Source organism: Microbacterium sp. LjRoot205, assembly GCF_056175745.1.
The window spans coordinates 34,212-52,180 of the sequence record NZ_JBGFFH010000006.1; the positions used below are offsets into that span (position 1 = coordinate 34,212).

The window sequence follows — 17,969 nt, forward strand, 5'->3', positions numbered from 1 at the left end:
TCCCTAGTATCGACTGCATGGGATGGTTGTTCGGGCGCAAGCGCGACTCTGAGGATGCCAATGAGATGCTGCGCCGATACAACGAAGCGGAGGCAGCGCGACTCGCTGCGATGACCTCCGGCGTCGCGGGGGAGACGGCGACGGGCGACAGCACTCGCGTTCCGACGTCGGCTTCGCTGTCGGTGCCCTCGGGGTCGACCGAGTTCCTGGTCGAGGACGTCTTCACCATCACCGGACGCGGAACAGTGGCGACGGGCACGGTCACGTCTGGCGTGCTGCGAGTGGATGACGACATCGTGGTGGTGCGCGACGGAGCTCTGCAGGCGCAGACGCGGATCACCGGCATCGAGATGTTCCGGAAGCACGTGAAAGAGGTGACGGTCGGAGAGCTGTCCGGTCTGGTGCTCCGCGAGAAGATCGAGATCGCCCGCGGAGACGTCATCCGCCCGGCCCCGTCTGGGTGAGCGGCACGCGAACCGATACGCTGGGGGCATGACGCACTCGGGCAACCCTTTCGGACAGGTTCTCGTCGCGCTCGTCACTCCGATGACGGCCGACGGTGAAGTCGATTGGCCCGCCGTCGAGAAGCACATCGATGACGTCATCACCGCCGGTGCTGACGGGATCGTCGTGACGGGAACGACCGGCGAGACCTCGACCCTGACGGATTCCGAGAAGCTCAAGCTCGTCGAGGTCGGGAAGTCGGTGTCCGCCGGCCGCGCCAAGATCATCACGGGCGGCGGATCCAACGAGACCGCGCACGCGATCGAGCTGTACAAGGCGAGTGAGAAGGCCGGCGCAGACGGCATCATGATCGTCACGCCGTATTACAACAAGCCGACGCAGGCCGGCATCCTGACCCACTTCCGGCTCGTGGCCGATGCCACCGATCTCCCGGTGATCCTCTACGACATCCCCGGTCGCACGGGCGTGCCGATCAAGTACGAGACCATCCTCCGGCTCGCGAAGCACCCGAACATCCTCGCCGTGAAGGACGCCAAGGGCGACTTCTCCGAGGTGAGCCGCGTCTTGAATCAGACCGACCTCATGTACTTCTCGGGTGACGATGCCAACGTGCTGCCGCACCTCGCGATCGGCGCGACCGGTCTGATCGGGGTGACCGCGAATGTCGCGGCAGCGCCGTACCGGACCATCATCGATGCCGTCAACCGCGGCGACCTCACGACCGCGACCGCTGAGCACAAGCGGCTCGAGCCTCTCGTGCGCGCCGTCATGACGCACGTGCCRGGCACCGTCGCGGCGAAGTACATCCTGCACGGGCTCGGCCGTATCTCGAGCCCTCGCGTCCGTCTGCCGCTCGTCGGTCCCGAAGAGTGGGAGGCCGCTCTCATCGAGGACGAGCTCGATCTCGTGAAGGACGTCCCCGGCGCAGACTTCTCCAACTTCCGCCCCGACCGCAACGCGGCCGCGGGCGGTGCCCTGCCGAAGGTGCACGGCACGACCCGCTGACACCGGGCGCGGCGAGCCGCGTCACAACGAACGAACGGACGCGTGGAGTGTCCGACTGAGGAGACAGCATGTCCACCCCGATCGCAGAACCCGCAGCACTCGACGAGGGGACGCTGCGGGTCACCCCACTCGGCGGCCTCGGCGAGATCGGTCGCAACATGACCATCTTCGAGTTCGACGGCAAGATCCTGATCGTCGATTGCGGCGTGCTCTTCCCTGAGGAGCACCAGCCGGGTGTCGACCTGATCCTGCCCGACTTCGAGCCGATCAAGGGCCGCCTCGACGACATCGTCGGCGTCGTCCTCACACACGGGCACGAAGACCACATCGGCGCGGTCCCGTATCTGCTCCGTCTGAAGAGCGACATCCCCGTGATCGGTTCCGGCCTCACCCTCGCGCTCGTCGAGGCGAAGCTCAAGGAACACCGCATCAAGGCGTACACGCTCACCGTGAAAGAGGGGCAGCGCGAGAAGGTCGGACCGTTCGACCTCGAGTTCGTCGCGGTCAACCACTCGATCCCCGATGCCCTCGCCGTCGCGATCCGCACCCCCGCCGGCCTCGTGCTGGCGACCGGCGACTTCAAGATGGATCAGCTGCCGCTCGACGGACGCATCACCGACCTCCGTGCCTTCGCCCGCCTGGGCGAGGAGGGAGTCGACCTCTTCCTCGTCGACTCGACCAACGCCGACGTGCCGGGCTTCACGCCCACCGAGCGCTCGATCGGACCCGTGCTCGACCAGGTCATCGGCAAGGCTCCCAGGCGCGTCATCGTCGCGAGCTTCTCCAGCCATGTGCACCGGGTGCAGCAGGTCCTCGACGCCGCAGCGGCGCACGGGCGCCGGGTGGCACTGCTGGGGCGCAGCATGCTGCGCAACATGACGATCGCCGAGGACCTGGGCTACCTGAAGGTGCCGAGCGGCCTGCTGATCGACTACAAGAAGGCGCGAGACCTTCCCGACGACAAGATCGTCTACATGTCGACCGGCTCGCAGGGCGAGCCCATGGCCGTCCTCAGCCGGATGGCCAACCTCGACCACGCGATCGAGCCCGGTGAGGGCGACACCGTGATCCTGGCCTCCAGCCTGATCCCCGGGAACGAGAACGCTGTGTACCGCGTGATCGACGGACTGACCAAGCTCGGCGCGAACGTCGTGCACAAGGCCAACGCCAAGGTGCACGTCTCGGGGCACGCCGCAGCCGGCGAGCTGATCTACTGCTACAACATCCTCAAGCCCAAGAACGTGCTTCCCGTCCACGGCGAGTACCGTCACCTGATCGCGAACGCGAAACTGGCTCAGGACACGGGGATCGACGCCGAGCGCACCATCATCGCCTCGAACGGCACCGTCATCGATCTGAAGGATGGCGACGCTCGCGTCGTCGGTCAGCTCGACCTCGGGTTCGTGTATGTCGACGGCTCGACTGTCGGCGCGATTACCGACGCCGACCTCAAGGACCGCCGGATCCTGGCTGAAGAGGGCTTCGTCTCGGTGATCGTCGTCGTCGACGCCGCGACGGGGCGCATCATCTCGGGACCCGAGATCCACGCGCGCGGCATCGCTGAAGACGATTCCGTCTTCGACGACGTGACGCCGAAGATCATCGCAGCGCTCAAGGAAGCCTCCGGCAACGGCGTGCGCGACACCCATGCGCTTTCGCAGGTCATCCGCCGCACGATCGGGCGCTGGGTCAACCAGAAGCTGCGTCGTCGTCCGATGATCGTCCCACTCGTCATCGAGGCGTGATCGGAGCTGCGTCGCCTGCGGGTTCACAGTCGACCGACACTCGGCTGTAACGCCGGCGGCGTACGCTCACCTCATGCCGGACGTCTTCTCGATCCAACCCGCCGTACAGGCGGACGGGAGCTTCCTCGGCGACATGGTCGTCGAGGCGGCGAATTGGCGTTCGGGCGCAGCACGACCACGCCACGAGATCCTCACCGCGGTCGAGCACCGGCGCTATGTGGCCGGATGGATGCGGCCGGCGGATGCGGGCTTCCTCGCCGTCGATGCCGACGGGCGCCCGATCGGCGCCGCGTGGTATCGCATGCTGTCGCCGGACGACGCGGGTTTCGGATTCGTCGGGACCGCCGTGCCGGAGCTCATCATCGGCGTGCAGCCGATCTGGCGTGCTCACGGAGTCGGTCGCACGCTGCTCCGACGTCTCGTGGTCCACGCTCGTGACCAAGGGCACCCTCGGCTCAGCCTCAGCGTGGAACGGGACAACTTCGCGCGGACCCTGTACCGATCGGAGGGCTTCGTGGTCACCGACGCAGGGAGCGTCCGCGACACGATGGTGTACCGCACGTCCTGAACCATCGCCGCCCGCCGGCGGAAGACCGCGGAATGCCGCGTCATTACGGGCCTATGTCGCCCTCTGGACGTAACGTGAGAGTATGGCCAGGAGTACCACGAAGTCAGCGCGCGCGTCCGAGAGCGCCACGCCTCGCCCGAAGAGGCAGGCTGCTCCGAAGGCTCAGGCAGCGCCCAAGAAGTACATCGACGAGATCGACAAGCCCCCGGTGGCGGTGCGGGCCTGGAACGGGCTCGCCCACGGTGTCGGCGGACTGTTCCGAGCCTTCGGACCCGAGACCCTCGAGAAGGACGATCGGCGCGACGGCTTCCCGTTCCTGCTCGTGCTGCTGGCGATCGCCGGTGCGGTCAACGAATGGTTCTTCATCGGCAACGAGGTCGCTGCCAACATCAGCGCCTACTCGGTAGGGCTTCTCGTCGGACGCGTGGCCTTCGTCATGCCGGTCCTGCTCCTGCTGCTCGCCGGCTGGCTGTTCCGGCATCCCTCGTCGGTGCACGACAACGGTCGAATCGGCATCGGGTTCGGACTTTTCATCCTCGCCCTCGCGGGCTTCTGCCATACCGCGGCCGGCCGCATCGATTCCGCGGGCCTGCTCGTGCGACCGCAGCCCAAGGACGGCATGCCCGCACTCAGCGAGGCAGGCGGGCTGTTCGGGTGGATGCTCGGGGAGCCGCTGTCGTACCTCACCCCGGTGGGCGCGTACATCGTGCTGTCGGTGGTCGCTGCTCTCAGCGTCCTGATCCTGACCAAGACTCCGCCGAACCGCATCGGTCAGCGGCTCGGGGATCTCTATGCGTGGATGTTCGACGCCGAGCGGCCTGAGAAGCCCGCGAAGGATGCCGCTGCGATCGACGAGGCAGACAAGGTCGACGATCCTGATGTCCTGCCATGGTGGCGACGCAACAAGACCGGCCGCGAGGAGGACCCCGACGAGGGCACTCTCGGATCCGACGACATCACCGCTCTGCTCACCACCTCGGAGCCGACTCCTGCATACGACCAGGCCGTCGTCGTGGAGAACGCCTCGGATGCCGCGACGGAGGTGCTGTCCGACGTGCGCTCGGTGACCGAGTCGTTGGCCGGGCAGCAGACCACGGCGCTCCTCGACGACGAGTCCGACACGGGCGAGATGCCCGAGCTGCCGGGACTCGACGGCTTCGGAACCCCGGGGCCGGGGGAGAAGGGGCCGCAGGCGCCCGTGACCCCCTACGTGCTTCCCTCGCCGGGGCTGCTGGTCGAAGGACCGCCGCCGGTCATGCGTTCTGAAGCGACCGACAAGGTGATCGAACAGATCACGAGCGTGCTGACCCAGTTCAAGGTCGACGCGAAGGTCACCGGATTCTCTCGTGGCCCGACAGTCACCCAGTACGAGGTGGAGGTCGGCCACGGTGTCAAGGTCGAGAAGATCCTCCAGCTGAGCAACAACTTCGCCTACGCGGTCGCGTCCAACGATGTGCGTATCCTCTCGCCGATCCCGGGCAAGAGCGCGATCGGCATCGAGATCCCCAATGCCGACAAGGAGATGGTCGCGCTCGGCGATGTGCTGCGGTCGCCCGCGGCGCACAAGAGCACGCATCCGATGACGATCGGCGTCGGAAAAGACGTCGGCGGCAACATCGTCATCGCGAACCTCGCGAAGATGCCGCACCTCCTGGTCGCCGGTTCCACAGGGTCGGGTAAGTCCAGCTTCGTCAACTCGATGATCACGAGCCTGCTCATGCGCGCTCGGCCCACGGACGTGCGGATGGTCCTGATCGACCCGAAGCGGGTGGAGCTGACGAGCTATGCGGGCGTTCCGCACCTGATCACGCCCATCATCACGAATCCCAAGAAGGCCGCCGAGGCGCTGCAGTGGGTCGTGAAGGAGATGGACATGCGGTACGACGACCTCGCGTCGTTCGGATTCCGCCACATCGACGACTTCAACCGGGCGGTGCGCGCCGGTGAGGTCGAGCTCCCTGTCGGCAGCGAACGCGTGCTCAAGCCGTACCCGTACCTGCTGGTGGTCGTCGACGAGCTCGCAGACCTGATGATGGTCGCCCCGCGCGATGTGGAGGATTCGATCGTCCGCATCACCCAGCTCGCGCGAGCATCCGGCATCCACCTGGTGCTCGCCACCCAGCGCCCCAGCGTCGACGTCGTGACCGGTCTGATCAAGGCCAACGTCCCGTCGCGCCTCGCGTTCGCGGTGACGAGCGTCACAGACAGCCGAGTGATCCTCGACAGCCCCGGTGCCGACAAGCTCATCGGCCAGGGCGACGCGCTGTTCTCGCCGATGGGATCATCCAAGCCGTTCCGTCTGCAGGGAGCGTGGGTCGACGAGAAGGAGATCGACGCGGTCGTCAAGCACGTCACCCGTCAGGCTCGTCCCGACTACCGCGCGGACGTGCAGGAAGCACTCGAGCCCACGAAGAAGAAGGAGGTCGACGAGGACATCGGGGACGATCTCGAGCTTCTCCTCGCGGCCGCCGAACTCATCGTGTCGTCGCAGTTCGGATCGACATCCATGCTGCAGCGCAAGCTGCGCGTCGGATTCGCCAAGGCGGGTCGCCTGATGGACCTCCTCGAGTCGCGAGAGATCGTCGGCCCGTCTGAGGGCTCCAAGGCGCGTGACGTGCTGGCGACGGCCGAGCAGCTGCCCCAGGTCATGGCGAAACTGCGCGGCGACGACGCTCCACCGAAGCCGGCCGCTCCCACTTCTGCCGCAACCGCGGCCGGAGCACCGCACGACCCGGTCGAGGCCCAGTTCCAGGGGCTGCCGGTGGTCGAAGCTGAAGACGACGGCGACGAAGACGCCTGGGGACTGACAGGACGAGACTGATGGCTATTCCACGGCAGCTCCCCAACGCGATCACCATCGCGCGTATACCGCTTGCGGTGATCTTCTTCATCCTGCTCCTGATGGGCGGTACCTACGGGCTCGATGACATCGTCATCCGTTGGGTTGCGGCGATCCTGTTCGTCGTGGGCATCTCCACCGACTGGGTCGACGGCTACCTCGCGCGTCGCCACAACATCGTCACCGACTTCGGCAAGCTGTGGGATCCGATCGCTGACAAGCTGCTCACGGGAGCGGGCTTCATCGGACTCGCCGTGCTCGGGGAGCTCAACTGGTGGGTCGTGATCGTGATCCTGATCCGCGAGTGGGGCATCACGATCCACCGCCTCATGGTCGCGAAGGAGCACGTCGTGGCGGCCGCGTGGATGGGCAAGATCAAGACCGCGGTTCAGGCCGTGGCTCTTTCCTGGGCGTTGCTCCCGCTGCACGTGGTGATAGGACCCCAGCTGTGGGTGGTCGGAACGGCGATCCTGATGATCCTGGCGCTGATCCTCACCGTCGCGAGTGGCATCGACTACATCGTGGCGCAGGTGCGAGGGGCACGGCAGCCGTCGTGACGTCGGCGTCGGCGTCGGAGGTGCTCGCCGCGCTGATCGAGCGTGGCTGGACCCTCGGTATCGCGGAGTCGCTGTCGGGCGGGGCTCTCGCTGCGGAATTCGTCTCGGTGCCAGGCGCGTCGGCGTCGCTGCGCGGAGCGATCGTCGCCTACGCCACCCCTGTGAAGCACACGCTTCTGGGGGTCGACGACGACCTGCTCGATGCGTACGGGCCCGTGCACCCCGACGTGGCGCTGCAGATGGCGGCTGGGGCGCGTCGCGCGCTGCAGGTCTCCGGAGTCCCTGCTGACGTTGGCGTCTCGACCACGGGGATCGCGGGACCGGACTCACCCGACGGTCAGCCCGTCGGCACGGTGCACATCGCCGTGGTGACCCCGTACACGTCCGTGAGCGAGGCATTCAGGTTTGACGGCGATCGCGCCCAGATCCGCGCTCAGACGGTCGATGCGGCCGTGGCCATGCTCGTGCGGATCCTGCGGGAATAGCTGATGCGCGGGTTCCGTTATGTCCTATGTGCTCACACCGAAAGCACAGCGTGCGAAGGTAGATTTTGTGAAGGTCGGTAGGACTAGACTGGCGGTCTCCTCGAGGGAGACCTCGAGAAGGCGATCTGGGAGGAGGTTCCGATGATTCTTGTACGACAGGAAATCGGCGATGTGCTGAGGGACTTCCGCCTGCAGAAGGGGCGTACGCTCCGGCAGGTTGCAAGCAAGGCATCCGTGGCCCTGGGCTATCTCAGTGAGGTCGAGCGGGGCCAGAAAGAGGCGTCGAGCGAGATTCTCGCCTCGGTGGCCGATGCTCTGGATGTTCCCATCTCGATCATCATGCGAGAGGTCGGCGACCGCATCTCCGTTCTCGAGGGCATCCAGGTCTTCCCCGATGTCGTTCCCGATGACCTCGTGGCTTCCGTCGAGCCAGAGCTTTCGCTTCACTGAGCGTCGGATTCTCTTCGTTCTCTGATGCGTCGCAGTGAGTTTCTCCGCGCAGTCGACGCGGAATTCGGTGGTCGAGGGTCGTCCCTCGTCAGTGACCTCATTCTGACCCAGCTCGCCGGACGCACTGCGGACCAGGCTCTGGACGCGGGCGTTCCCCCGCGTGACATCTGGCTGGCGCTGTGCGCCGAGACCGATGTGCCTCAGGAGCGGCGGCACGGCGCCGGGCGCCTCGTGCCGCGCAAGCGATGACCCTCCGACGCATACGACGAGCGTTCGACTAACGACATGCCGTGACGGCGTGTCGTCGAATATGTGTTCGAAACGGGCGTAGTCTTCTGCACAAGTGGTTCGGAGACGGTGTTCTCCCTGATTCGCGGAGCTGACGACGCAATGTCCGAGGCCCCTCGTACGGTGAACAGCAAGCCGAAGAGCCATACGCCTTGTCGGAGAGTTCCGCCCAGCCGGGAGGACCGCGACAGCCTACAGGCGGCACCACGCGAGCATAAGGAGCACGTCATGCCATCACCCGCTGACCGCGAGAAGTCCCTCGAGACTGCACTCGCCCAGATCGACCGTCAGTTCGGAAAGGGCTCGGTCATGCGACTGGGCAGCGACGAGCGCGCACCCGTCGCCGTCATTCCGACCGGTTCGATCGCTCTCGATGTCGCCCTCGGCGTCGGAGGGCTCCCGCGTGGACGAATCGTCGAGATCTACGGCCCCGAGTCCTCGGGTAAGACGACGCTCACGCTGCACGCGATTGCAAACGCCCAGCGTGCCGGCGGGATCGCCGCCTTCATCGATGCCGAGCATGCGCTCGACCCCGACTACGCCGCGAAGCTCGGTGTCGACATCGACGCTCTTCTCGTCTCGCAGCCCGATACGGGTGAGCAGGCGCTCGAGATCGCGGACATGCTCGTCCGCTCCGGCGCCATCGATCTGATCGTCATCGACTCCGTCGCGGCTCTCGTGCCTCGGGCCGAGATCGAGGGCGAGATGGGTGACTCCCACGTGGGTCTGCAGGCTCGACTGATGTCGCAGGCACTGCGAAAGCTCACGGGTGGACTCAACCAGACGAACACCACGATGATCTTCATCAACCAGCTGCGCGAGAAGATCGGCGTCTTCTTCGGATCGCCCGAGACCACCGCGGGTGGAAAGGCGCTGAAGTTCTACGCGTCGGTTCGCATGGACATCCGCCGCATCGAGACGCTGAAGGACGGCACCGATGCAGTCGGAAACCGCACCAGGGTCAAGGTGGTGAAGAACAAGATGGCACCGCCGTTCAAGCAGGCGGAGTTCGACATCCTGTATGGCGTCGGCATCTCGCGCGAGGGCAGCCTGATCGACTTCGGTGTCGAGCACGCCATCGTGAAGAAGTCCGGATCGTGGTACACCTACGACGGCGACCAGCTGGGCCAGGGCAAGGAGAACGCGCGGACGTTCCTCCTCAAGAACCCCGATGTCGCGCTTGCGATCGAGACGCAGATCAAGCAGAAGCTCGGCATCGGAGGAGCCACCGAGGCACCTGCTGACGAGCTCGCCGAGCGTCGTCCGGCATGAGCGTGATGGTTCGCGGTTGGGGAACACCCGGAGTGAACCATGAGTGATGGCGGGGGCGGGCCTGAGCAGCTCGCCCCCATCATCCCCCTTTTCGGTCGTGACGACACACGCGCGAAGTCGGTCGACCGGGAAGGTCCGGAGGTCGAAAGCGCGACAGCTCGTTCGGCGCCCGACGCCGGGGTGTGGCAGTCGACAGGGGGCGTCTCGAGCCGCGATTCGAATCCCGTCGCGCCCATCGACTCTCGTGGGCCCAGTGAGCGACATCCTGCTCGCGGCGCAGCGGCTCGGTCCGCACCGCGTCTGCGCGCGTTGCAGTCGCAGGATCTGGGATTCGACGATGTCCCGGGCGTCGACCCCTCCCAATTGCGTGCCGACGCAGAAGAGCTCCTCGTCCGCAAGCTGCGGACTCGTTCGCTCTCTCTGTCGGAAGCGCGGATGGTGCTGAGGGGCTATGAGAAGAACGCCGTGCGGCTCGATGCGGGTGCGATCGATGATGTGATCGATGATTTCTGTCGACGAGGGTACCTCGACGACACGCTTCTCGCCGGCCAGCTGGTGACATCCGGGATCGAGCGCAAGGGGCAGGGACGAGTTGCGCTGTCGAGGGCGCTCTCGCAACGGGGCATTCCTCGCGATGTGATCGATGCGGCCCTTGACGACGTTCCCGACGATGACGCCGAGCGCGCACTCGAGTACGCACGCTCGAAAGCACGAGCCATGTCTCGTCTCGACGGCGACACAGCGCTGCGACGTCTGGTCGGTCAGCTGTCCCGCCGTGGCTACAACGGCTCGGTCGCGATGACAGCCGCCAAGTCTGCCCTTGCTGAGACCTCTTTCGGCTCGTCTTCATCCGGGGTTCGATTCGTCGACTCGGACTGACTGAGGCGAGGGGCTCGAGCCCCTCGCCTCAGCGGCGGTGTCGCGCAACCGCTCGTAGAATGGGGGGATCATGAATATCCCTCGCAGTGAGCCGACGATCATCGCGTCATCGTCCGCAGCAATCGATCTTGATGGACGCCAGCGTTCCTACGAGGTCCGCACCTTCGGCTGCCAGATGAACGTCCACGATTCCGAGCGACTTTCTGGCTCGCTCGAGAGCGCAGGATATGTCCGCGTGACCGACGGTGCCGAGGCCGACGTGGTGATCATCAACACGTGCGCGGTGCGCGACAATGCCGCAGGCAAGCTCTACGGAACCCTGGGCCAGCTCGCCTCGGTGAAGCGACGCAAGGACGGGATGCAGATCGCCGTGGGCGGCTGCCTGGCGCAGATGGACAAGCAGGCCGTGCTGGAGAAAGCGCCGTGGGTCGACGTCGTCTTCGGCACGCACAACATGGGTTCGCTTCCCGGCCTTCTTGAGCGCGCGCGCCACAACGGTGACGCCGAGCTCGAGATCCTGGAGTCGCTCGAGGTGTTCCCCTCGACGCTTCCGACGAAGCGCGATTCTGCGCACAGCGGTTGGGTGTCGATCTCGGTCGGGTGCAACAACACGTGCACCTTCTGCATCGTTCCGAGTCTTCGGGGCAAGGAGAAAGACCGCCGCCCAGGCGACATCCTCAATGAGATCCGCCTGCTCGTCGAAGACGGCGCCATCGAAGTCACTCTGCTCGGACAGAACGTCAACTCCTACGGCGTGGAGTTCGGGGATCGACAGGCTTTCGGCAAGCTGCTCCGCGCCGCAGGCGAGATCGACGGGCTCGAGCGGATCCGCTTCACGAGTCCTCACCCCGCCGCCTTCACCGACGATGTGATCGACGCGATGGCAGAGACTCCTAACGTGATGCCGCAGCTTCACATGCCGCTCCAGTCCGGCAGCGACCGCATCCTGAAGGCCATGCGCCGGTCGTACCGCAGCGAGAGATTCCTCGGGATCCTCGATCGCGTCCGTGATCGTATTCCGCACGCCGCGATCACCACCGACATCATCGTCGGATTCCCCGGTGAGACGGAGGAGGACTTCGAGGACACGATGCGGGTGGTCGAACAGGCCCGGTTCTCGAGTGCGTTCACGTTCCAGTACTCGATCCGTGAGGGCACACCCGCCGCGACCATGGAGGACCAGATTCCCAAGGCTGTGGTGCAGGAGCGCTACAACCGGCTCATGGCGCTTCAGGAGCGTATCTCCCTCGAGGAGAACCAGAAGCAGGTCGGACGCCAGGTCGATGTCCTCGTGTCGACGGGCGAAGGCAAGAAGGATGCCGAGACCCACCGTCTGACCGGACGCGCCGAGGACAACCGACTCGTCCACTTCGAGGTCACTCCCGGTTCCGCTGTCCCACGGCCCGGTGATGTCGTCTCGGTGACGATCACCCATGCGGCGCCCTTCCACCTGCTCGCAGACGACCCGACAGGCCTCCCGTTGCAGATCCGTCGCACGCGTGGCGGGGACGCCTGGGACCGAGGACAGGCGGAGTCCTGCGCAGTGCCGGCACCGACGTCTGGCGATGGCACCCGTGCCGTATCCCTCGGTCTGCCGACGCTCCGCGTCGGCAGGTGACCGCTGCTCGAAGAATGACCGATCCGGCGTCGAGCGACGCGGACAGGGTTCCGCGGCTCTGGGCGATCGTGGGCGCGACAGGGACGGGCAAGAGCGATCTCGCCCTCGATCTCGCTGAGGTGCTGCGCAGCCGAGGCAACGCCGCCGAGATCGTGAATGCCGACGCCATGCAGCTCTACCGCGGAATGGACATCGGCACGGCGAAACTCGCCCCGCACGATCGCCGGGGGATTCCCCACCATCTGTTCGACGTGCGGGAGGTGCAGGAGGAAGCCGCCGTCGCCTGGTACCAGCCGCTGGCGCGGTCCGTGATCACCGACATCCAGCGACGCGGGGCCGACGCCATCCTCGTGGGCGGATCGGGTCTGTACGTGTCCAGCGTCGTTTTCGACTTCGCCTTCCCGCCACGTGATCCGGTGATCCGGGAGCGGCTCGAACGCGAGCTCGAAAGCGAGGGTGTCGGTGGCATGCTCGACCGGCTGCGAAAGCTCGATCCCGCGACGGCCTCCCGCGTCGACCCCAAGAATGCCAGACGAGTGATCCGTGCGCTCGAAGTCCTCGAGCAGGGCAGCGCCACGCACGGCGCGTCTCTGCCGGAACAGCCCGCGCTCTGGCAGGCCGACACGCGTCTCATCGGCTTGCACGTCGACCGCGGAGCCCTGGTCGAGAGGCTGGACGCCCGCGTCGAGGGCATGTGGCAAGCGGGCCTGGTCGACGAGGTGCAGGGGCTCCGTCGCGAGGGGCTCGAGAACGGCGCGACAGCTCGGCGCGCCATCGGCTACAGCCAGGCGCTCGCGCAGATCGATGGCCGGCTCACTCAGGCCGAGGCGATCGCCGAGACGCAGGCGCTCACCCGCCGCTACGCCCGCCGCCAGGTGTCGTGGTTCAAGCGCTATCCCGGCCTCACGTGGCACGAACCACCGGTGGACGCCGCTTCGCTCGTCGCCCCCTGAGCCCGCAGACTCACCGATCTCGGTGGCTGGATGTCGGTGCCTGGTGAGATGGTTGATCAATGGCCACCCACTTCTACACCGCGAGCAGCATCGACGGTTTCATCGCGACTGATCAGCACTCCCTCGACTGGCTCCTGAAGCAGGACATCGACGAAGAAGGACCCATGTCGTACGCCGGCTTCGAGAAGACGATCGGTGCGCTGGCGATGGGAGCATCGACATACGAATGGGTCATGCGCCACGAGGAAGGGCGATGGGGGTACGAGCAGCCGACATGGGTCTTCGCCCACCGACCGCTCGAGCTTCCGGCCGGCGCTGACATTCGCACGGCGGAGGGTGACGTCGCCGCCGTGCACTCCGAGATGGTCGCCGCCGCCGGGGGCAAGGATCTGTGGGTCGTCGGCGGTGGCGACCTGGCCGGGCAGTTCGCCGATGCCGGTCTTCTCGACGAGGTGTGGGTGCAGTACGCGCCTGTGACACTCGGCTCGGGGGCGCCGTTGCTGCCGAGAGCACTGGACCTCGAGCTTCTCGAGGTCGCACGCAACCGCAACTTCATGTGCGGCCGTTACCGTGTGCTGCATGGCTGAGCCGTCGACTCCCGTGAGCCCGGGCGAGACCTGGGAGGTCCGCGCATTCGATCGTGCGGACACGGAGTCTGTGGTGGCTCTCTGGACCGAGGCTGGCCTCACGCGGCCGTGGAACGACCCCCGGCTCGACATCGAGCGCAAGCTCACGGTGCAGCCCGAGCTGTTCCTGGTCGTCGAGGACGAGGAACGGTCGACATCAGCGCGGATCATCGGCACCGTGATGGCGGGTTACGACGGGCACAGGGGATGGCTGTACTACCTGGCCACCGCCCGGTCGCACCGTCGTCAGGGGATCGCGCGCTCTCTCGTGCGCGAAGCCGAGCGACTTCTTCTGGATATGGGCTGCCGGAAGGTGCAGCTCATGGTCAGAGAGGGCAACGAGGAAGCGCTGGGCTTCTACGACGACCTCGGATACGAGCGATTCTCGGTGTCGAACACGGGCAGGCGTCTGATCGTCGACGCATAGCCGCGATCTCTAGACTGGGTAGATGGTCGCATTCACCAAAGGACACGGCACCGGCAACGACTTCGTCATCATCGCCGACCCCGACGGCGCTCTCGAACTGAGCGCCGAGCAGGTCGCCGTCCTCTGCGATCGACACCGAGGCATCGGCGCCGACGGCATCCTTCGTGTGGTGCGCTCTGCGGCGATCGCAGACGGGCAGGCTGCTCTCGCGGAGGAGCCCGCCGCCGAGTGGTTCATGGACTACCGCAATGCAGACGGGTCCATCGCTGAGATGTGCGGCAACGGCATCCGCGTCTTCGTGCATTACCTCGTGCGCTCCGGCCTCGCCACGATCGAGCCCGGTTTCACACTCCCGATCGGAACGCGTGCGGGTGTCCGCGACGTGACGCGCAGCGAGACGGGGTACCAGGTGGATCTCGGCCTGTGGAAGCTCTCCGGCGATGACCCGCTCGTCACTGCCGACGGGCTGCCTGTCACGAGACCCGGTCTGGGCATCGACGTCGGAAATCCGCATGTCGTGGTCGCACTCGCCTCCGAGGCGGAGCTGTCGTCTCTCGAGCTGCACCGCGCTCCCGTGCTCGATCCCGCCCCTCCCGCGGGGGCGAACGTCGAGTTCGTCGTCCCGGGGGAGCCGCTGGTGAGGGACGGCATCGGACACGTCTCGATGCGCGTCTCAGAGCGCGGCGTGGGGGAGACCCTGAGCTGCGGCACGGGTGTCGCGGCCACGGCTCTGGCCGTGCGCTACTGGGCCGGCTCGAAGGCACCCGACAACTGGCGCGTGGAGGTCCCGGGCGGCACTCTCGGTGTGCACATGTTCCCTGCAGAGGACGGTGAGCACGTCGCCCTCTCCGGGCCGGCCCAGCTCGTCTTCAGCGGCGAGGTCGACCTGATCTGATGTCGACGACCGGCCAGATCGACCTGGTCATCTTCGACTGTGACGGGGTGCTCGTAGACAGCGAGAAGCTGTCGATCGAGGTGGATCGCAGGGTTCTCGCAGATCTCGGGTGGTCTCTCTCCCACGACGAGATCCTGCACCGGTTCGTCGGACGCTCCTCCGCGCACTTCCGCGCTGAGGTCGAAGCACACCGGGGACGACCGCTTCCCGACGACTGGGAGGCGCCCTACCAGCCGTGGTATCTCGACGCATTCGCGCGCGAGCTGACGGCGGTGGATGGGGTCGAGGCAGCGCTGGACGAGATCACGACGGCGACGTGCGTCGCCTCGAGCGGCGCCCATGCGAAGATCCGGCGGACGCTCGGCCAGACAGGGCTCCTGCCGCGATTCGACGGACGGATCTTCAGCGCAGACGACGTCGCGAACGGCAAGCCTGCCCCTGATCTCTTCCTGCACGCGGCTGAGCAGCTCGGCGTCAGCCCTGAACGCTGCGTGGTGGTCGAGGACAGTCGATTCGGAGTCCAGGCCGCCCGCGCCGCGGGCATGCGTGTTCTCGGCTATGCCGGCGGACTCACCCCAGCTGACTGGCTGGAGCGCGAGGGCGCCATCGTGTTCACGGATATGCGCGATCTTCCCGAACTCGCGGGTCGGTGACGTCGTCGCTGCGAGGGCTCAGACGAGCGTGATCGGCTCGGTCGGAGGGGTTCCGTGCTTGCGCACCTTCAGGATGCGGTACCCCTTGGACGTGGCGGTCCGGTGGACGCTGAAACCAGGGTGGAACGTCGAGCCGATCCACCGTTGCAGCGAATCCGCGCCGAGGTTGCGCTGCACGACGAGCCAGGCGTCGCTGCGCTCGTCGAGCCGGGGGATCCACTTCTCGAGCAGTCCGTGAAGTTCGTTCTTGCCCACTCTGATCGGCGGGTTCGAACGGATCGAGCGGAATGTGACGTCGGCGGGAACATCTTCGGGCAAGGAGGCGTTGATGTTCTTGAGACCATGAGCCGCGGCGTTGCGCCGCACGAGATCGAGAGCCCGCTCATTCACGTCGACGGCCCACACGGTCGCATGGGGCGCAGCCAGCGCCATCGACAGCGTGATGGGCCCCCACCCGCTTCCGAGGTCGAGAAGATGGCCTCCCGGCGGAACCGGGGGCATGTTTGCGAGAAGGACGGCTGTACCGGCATCCAGCCGATCCGGGCTGAAGACGCCGCCAGCAGTGGTGACGTCCAGCTCTCGGCCTGCGAGCGTCACACGGATCGATCGCAGGTTCTCGGGGCTTGCCGGGGCCGCGGTGAAGTAATGGTCGGACCCCATACCGTGAGCGTAGCGGACAGCGCGGGCTAAGGTTAAGGCTCGCAACAAAACCCAGAGATTAGGGACGGATGACGGAGACCACCACACACTCCACAGGTGACGAAGCAGTCGATCGCGTACTCGCGAATGCGGAGAAGCGGACGGAGGCTCGTGTCTTCGGCACCGCGCAGGCGCTGCAAGACCAGTCGACGGCCTCGCATGCCTCGTCGGACGGCGACCAGTGGGACCTCGAGGATCGTCATGCGCTGCGGCGCGTCGGCGGTCTCTCCACCGAACTCGAAGATGTTACAGAGGTCGAGTACCGGCAGCTGCGCCTCGAGAACGTGGTGCTGGTCGGCGTGTACCCGCAGGGGGCCCAGGACGATGCGGAGAACTCGCTTCGTGAGCTGGCGGCCCTCGCTGAGACCGCGGGCGCGGTCGTGCTCGACGGCGTTCTGCAGCGACGACCGCATCCGGATGCCGCGACCTACATCGGCCGAGGCAAGGCGCAGGAGCTGAAGGGCATCGTCGCAGCCACCGGCGCCGACACCGTGATCGCCGACACCGAACTCGCCCCCAGCCAGCGACGAGCCCTCGAGGACGTCGTCAAGGTCAAGGTCATCGATCGCACCACCGTGATCCTCGACATCTTCAGTCAGCACGCCAAGAGCCGCGAGGGCAAGGCGCAGGTCGAACTGGCGCAGCTCGAATACCTGCTGCCGCGTCTGCGCGGCTGGGGTGACTCGATGAGCCGTCAGGCGGGTGGCCAGGTCGGTGCCGGCGGCGCCGGTATGGGCTCGCGCGGCCCCGGTGAGACGAAGATCGAGCTCGACCGTCGCCGGATCCGCACCAAGATGGCGCTGCTGCGCCGACAGATCCGCGACTACGGCCCGGCGCGAGAGGCGAAGCGGGCCGAGCGCAAGCGCAACACGATTCCGTCCGTCGCGATCGCGGGCTACACCAACGCCGGCAAGTCGAGCCTGCTCAACGCCCTGACGAGCGCCGGGGTGCTCGTGGAGAACGCGCTGTTCGCGACGCTGGACGCGACGGTGCGCCGGTCGGAGACCTCAGACGGACGTGTGTACACGCTGACCGACACCGTCGGGTTCGTTCGCAACCTTCCGCACCAGCTCGTGGAGGCGTTCCGTTCGACGCTCGAAGAGGTCGGCGAGGCGGATGTCGTGCTGCACGTGGTCGACGGATCGCACCCCGATCCCGCCGGTCAGCTGCAGACCGTGCGTGACGTGATGGGCGACGTCGGCGTGCGTGACATGCCGGAGATCGTCGTCTTCAACAAGGCGGATCTCATCGCCGACGATGAGCGTCTCGTGCTGCAGGGCCTCGAGCCCAAAGCGCATTTCGTCTCGTCGCGTTCGGGTGAGGGCATCGAGGAGCTTCGAGCAGCCATCGAAGAGGCGCTTCCGAAGCCCGCTGTCGAGGTTCACGCGGTGGTTCCGTATGACCGCGGCGATCTGGTCGCGGCGATCCACGAGACGGGGATGCTCCTGTCGGTGGACCACAGCGAGCAGGGCACGGTCGTGCATGCGCGTGTGTCGGAGCGGCTCGCGGCCGATCTCGCACCGTTCGCCGTGAGCGCCTGACGGC

General features: G+C 66.4%; 19 protein-coding genes. 18 read left to right on the top strand and 1 reads right to left on the bottom strand.

Features of this window, described 5'->3' with window-relative positions; all coding sequences use genetic code 11:
- Positions 1 to 17: 17 nt before the first annotated feature.
- From AC04ME_RS12715 to AC04ME_RS12795, 17 genes are all read left to right on the top strand, one after another.
- Complete coding sequence (locus AC04ME_RS12715) at positions 18 to 464, top strand: EF-Tu/IF-2/RF-3 family GTPase (RefSeq protein ID WP_475435297.1); 447 nt, start codon at positions 18 to 20, stop codon at positions 462 to 464.
- 28 nt (positions 465 to 492) lie between these two features.
- Positions 493 to 1,470, top strand: coding sequence for a 4-hydroxy-tetrahydrodipicolinate synthase (gene dapA / locus AC04ME_RS12720; RefSeq protein WP_475435299.1), 978 nt, complete (start codon positions 493 to 495; stop codon positions 1,468 to 1,470).
- Between the two features lie 68 nt (positions 1,471 to 1,538).
- Positions 1,539 to 3,215, top strand: coding sequence for a ribonuclease J (locus AC04ME_RS12725; RefSeq protein WP_042541777.1), 1,677 nt, complete (start codon positions 1,539 to 1,541; stop codon positions 3,213 to 3,215).
- Positions 3,216 to 3,288: 73 nt separating this feature from the next.
- Positions 3,289 to 3,783 (top strand): GNAT family N-acetyltransferase, encoded by a 495-nt coding sequence (locus AC04ME_RS12730; protein WP_311879270.1) that lies wholly within the window; start codon positions 3,289 to 3,291, stop codon positions 3,781 to 3,783.
- 82 nt (positions 3,784 to 3,865) lie between these two features.
- Complete coding sequence (locus AC04ME_RS12735; protein ID WP_079112685.1) at positions 3,866 to 6,604, top strand: FtsK/SpoIIIE family DNA translocase; 2,739 nt, start codon at positions 3,866 to 3,868, stop codon at positions 6,602 to 6,604.
- Positions 6,604 to 7,179 carry a CDP-diacylglycerol--glycerol-3-phosphate 3-phosphatidyltransferase gene (pgsA, locus tag AC04ME_RS12740; protein ID WP_056376621.1) on the top strand — a complete coding sequence of 192 codons (576 nt, stop codon included), beginning with the start codon at positions 6,604 to 6,606 and terminating at the stop codon, positions 7,177 to 7,179. The genes AC04ME_RS12735 and pgsA overlap by 1 nt, the downstream gene beginning before the upstream one ends.
- Positions 7,176 to 7,664 carry a CinA family protein gene (locus AC04ME_RS12745; protein ID WP_311879269.1) on the top strand — a complete coding sequence of 163 codons (489 nt, stop codon included), beginning with the start codon at positions 7,176 to 7,178 and terminating at the stop codon, positions 7,662 to 7,664. The genes pgsA and AC04ME_RS12745 overlap by 4 nt, the downstream gene beginning before the upstream one ends.
- 141 nt (positions 7,665 to 7,805) lie before the next feature.
- A complete protein-coding gene (locus AC04ME_RS12750) occupies positions 7,806 to 8,114 on the top strand; it encodes a helix-turn-helix domain-containing protein (RefSeq protein ID WP_042541772.1) in 309 nt (102 codons plus the stop codon).
- A gap of 24 nt (positions 8,115 to 8,138) precedes the next feature.
- Entirely contained in the window at positions 8,139 to 8,363 is a 225-nt protein-coding gene (locus AC04ME_RS12755) for a DUF3046 domain-containing protein (RefSeq protein WP_475435302.1), read from the top strand.
- Positions 8,364 to 8,630: 267 nt separating this feature from the next.
- Complete coding sequence (recA, locus tag AC04ME_RS12760; RefSeq protein WP_042541770.1) at positions 8,631 to 9,674, top strand: recombinase RecA; 1,044 nt, start codon at positions 8,631 to 8,633, stop codon at positions 9,672 to 9,674.
- A gap of 39 nt (positions 9,675 to 9,713) precedes the next feature.
- Entirely contained in the window at positions 9,714 to 10,553 is an 840-nt protein-coding gene (locus AC04ME_RS12765) for a regulatory protein RecX (protein WP_311879267.1), read from the top strand.
- Positions 10,554 to 10,623: 70 nt separating this feature from the next.
- Complete coding sequence (gene miaB / locus AC04ME_RS12770; protein ID WP_311879266.1) at positions 10,624 to 12,171, top strand: tRNA (N6-isopentenyl adenosine(37)-C2)-methylthiotransferase MiaB; 1,548 nt, start codon at positions 10,624 to 10,626, stop codon at positions 12,169 to 12,171.
- Between the two features lie 14 nt (positions 12,172 to 12,185).
- Positions 12,186 to 13,124: a tRNA (adenosine(37)-N6)-dimethylallyltransferase MiaA gene (miaA, locus tag AC04ME_RS12775; protein WP_475435305.1), complete on the top strand. Its 939-nt coding sequence runs from the start codon at positions 12,186 to 12,188 to the stop codon at positions 13,122 to 13,124.
- Positions 13,125 to 13,183: 59 nt separating this feature from the next.
- Positions 13,184 to 13,711, top strand: a complete 528-nt coding sequence (locus AC04ME_RS12780) for a dihydrofolate reductase family protein (RefSeq protein WP_475435307.1) — start codon at positions 13,184 to 13,186, stop codon at positions 13,709 to 13,711.
- Positions 13,704 to 14,177, top strand: a complete 474-nt coding sequence (locus AC04ME_RS12785; protein WP_475435309.1) for a GNAT family acetyltransferase — start codon at positions 13,704 to 13,706, stop codon at positions 14,175 to 14,177. The genes AC04ME_RS12780 and AC04ME_RS12785 overlap by 8 nt, the downstream gene beginning before the upstream one ends.
- A 22-nt stretch (positions 14,178 to 14,199) precedes the next feature.
- Complete coding sequence (gene dapF / locus AC04ME_RS12790) at positions 14,200 to 15,072, top strand: diaminopimelate epimerase (RefSeq protein ID WP_475435311.1); 873 nt, start codon at positions 14,200 to 14,202, stop codon at positions 15,070 to 15,072.
- A complete protein-coding gene (locus tag AC04ME_RS12795; protein ID WP_042541763.1) occupies positions 15,072 to 15,725 on the top strand; it encodes an HAD family hydrolase in 654 nt (217 codons plus the stop codon). Before dapF ends, AC04ME_RS12795 begins: the two co-directional genes overlap by 1 nt.
- An 18-nt stretch (positions 15,726 to 15,743) precedes the next feature.
- Here AC04ME_RS12795 and AC04ME_RS12800 read toward each other — a convergent pair whose 3' ends face one another.
- Positions 15,744 to 16,385: a class I SAM-dependent methyltransferase gene (locus tag AC04ME_RS12800; RefSeq protein WP_042541762.1), complete on the bottom strand. Its 642-nt coding sequence runs from the start codon at positions 16,383 to 16,385 to the stop codon at positions 15,744 to 15,746.
- Positions 16,386 to 16,453: 68 nt separating this feature from the next.
- Here AC04ME_RS12800 and hflX point away from each other — a divergent pair, with 68 nt between their 5' ends.
- On the top strand, positions 16,454 to 17,965 hold the full coding sequence (gene hflX / locus AC04ME_RS12805) for a GTPase HflX (protein ID WP_475435313.1): 1,512 nt from the start codon (positions 16,454 to 16,456) through the stop codon (positions 17,963 to 17,965).
- Positions 17,966 to 17,969: the final 4 nt, after the last annotated feature.

Bases quoted from the DNA above. Each gene is read 5' to 3' on its own strand.
- AC04ME_RS12715 (WP_475435297.1), top strand. From the start codon at position 18: ATGGGATGGTTGTTCGGGCGCAAGCGCGACTCTGAGGATGCCAATGAG.
- AC04ME_RS12725 (WP_042541777.1), top strand. From the start codon at position 1,539: ATGTCCACCCCGATCGCAGAACCCGCAGCACTCGACGAGGGGACGCTG.
- AC04ME_RS12730 (WP_311879270.1), top strand. From the start codon at position 3,289: ATGCCGGACGTCTTCTCGATCCAACCCGCCGTACAGGCGGACGGGAGC.
- AC04ME_RS12735 (WP_079112685.1), top strand. From the start codon at position 3,866: ATGGCCAGGAGTACCACGAAGTCAGCGCGCGCGTCCGAGAGCGCCACG.
- pgsA (WP_056376621.1), top strand. From the start codon at position 6,604: ATGGCTATTCCACGGCAGCTCCCCAACGCGATCACCATCGCGCGTATA.
- AC04ME_RS12750 (WP_042541772.1), top strand. From the start codon at position 7,806: ATGATTCTTGTACGACAGGAAATCGGCGATGTGCTGAGGGACTTCCGC.
- AC04ME_RS12755 (WP_475435302.1), top strand. From the start codon at position 8,139: ATGCGTCGCAGTGAGTTTCTCCGCGCAGTCGACGCGGAATTCGGTGGT.
- recA (WP_042541770.1), top strand. From the start codon at position 8,631: ATGCCATCACCCGCTGACCGCGAGAAGTCCCTCGAGACTGCACTCGCC.
- AC04ME_RS12765 (WP_311879267.1), top strand. From the start codon at position 9,714: ATGAGTGATGGCGGGGGCGGGCCTGAGCAGCTCGCCCCCATCATCCCC.
- miaB (WP_311879266.1), top strand. From the start codon at position 10,624: ATGAATATCCCTCGCAGTGAGCCGACGATCATCGCGTCATCGTCCGCA.
- miaA (WP_475435305.1), top strand. From the start codon at position 12,186: ATGACCGATCCGGCGTCGAGCGACGCGGACAGGGTTCCGCGGCTCTGG.
- AC04ME_RS12780 (WP_475435307.1), top strand. From the start codon at position 13,184: ATGGCCACCCACTTCTACACCGCGAGCAGCATCGACGGTTTCATCGCG.
- AC04ME_RS12785 (WP_475435309.1), top strand. From the start codon at position 13,704: ATGGCTGAGCCGTCGACTCCCGTGAGCCCGGGCGAGACCTGGGAGGTC.
- dapF (WP_475435311.1), top strand. From the start codon at position 14,200: ATGGTCGCATTCACCAAAGGACACGGCACCGGCAACGACTTCGTCATC.
- AC04ME_RS12795 (WP_042541763.1), top strand. From the start codon at position 15,072: ATGTCGACGACCGGCCAGATCGACCTGGTCATCTTCGACTGTGACGGG.
- AC04ME_RS12800 (WP_042541762.1), bottom strand. From the start codon at position 16,385: ATGGGGTCCGACCATTACTTCACCGCGGCCCCGGCAAGCCCCGAGAAC.
- hflX (WP_475435313.1), top strand. From the start codon at position 16,454: ATGACGGAGACCACCACACACTCCACAGGTGACGAAGCAGTCGATCGC.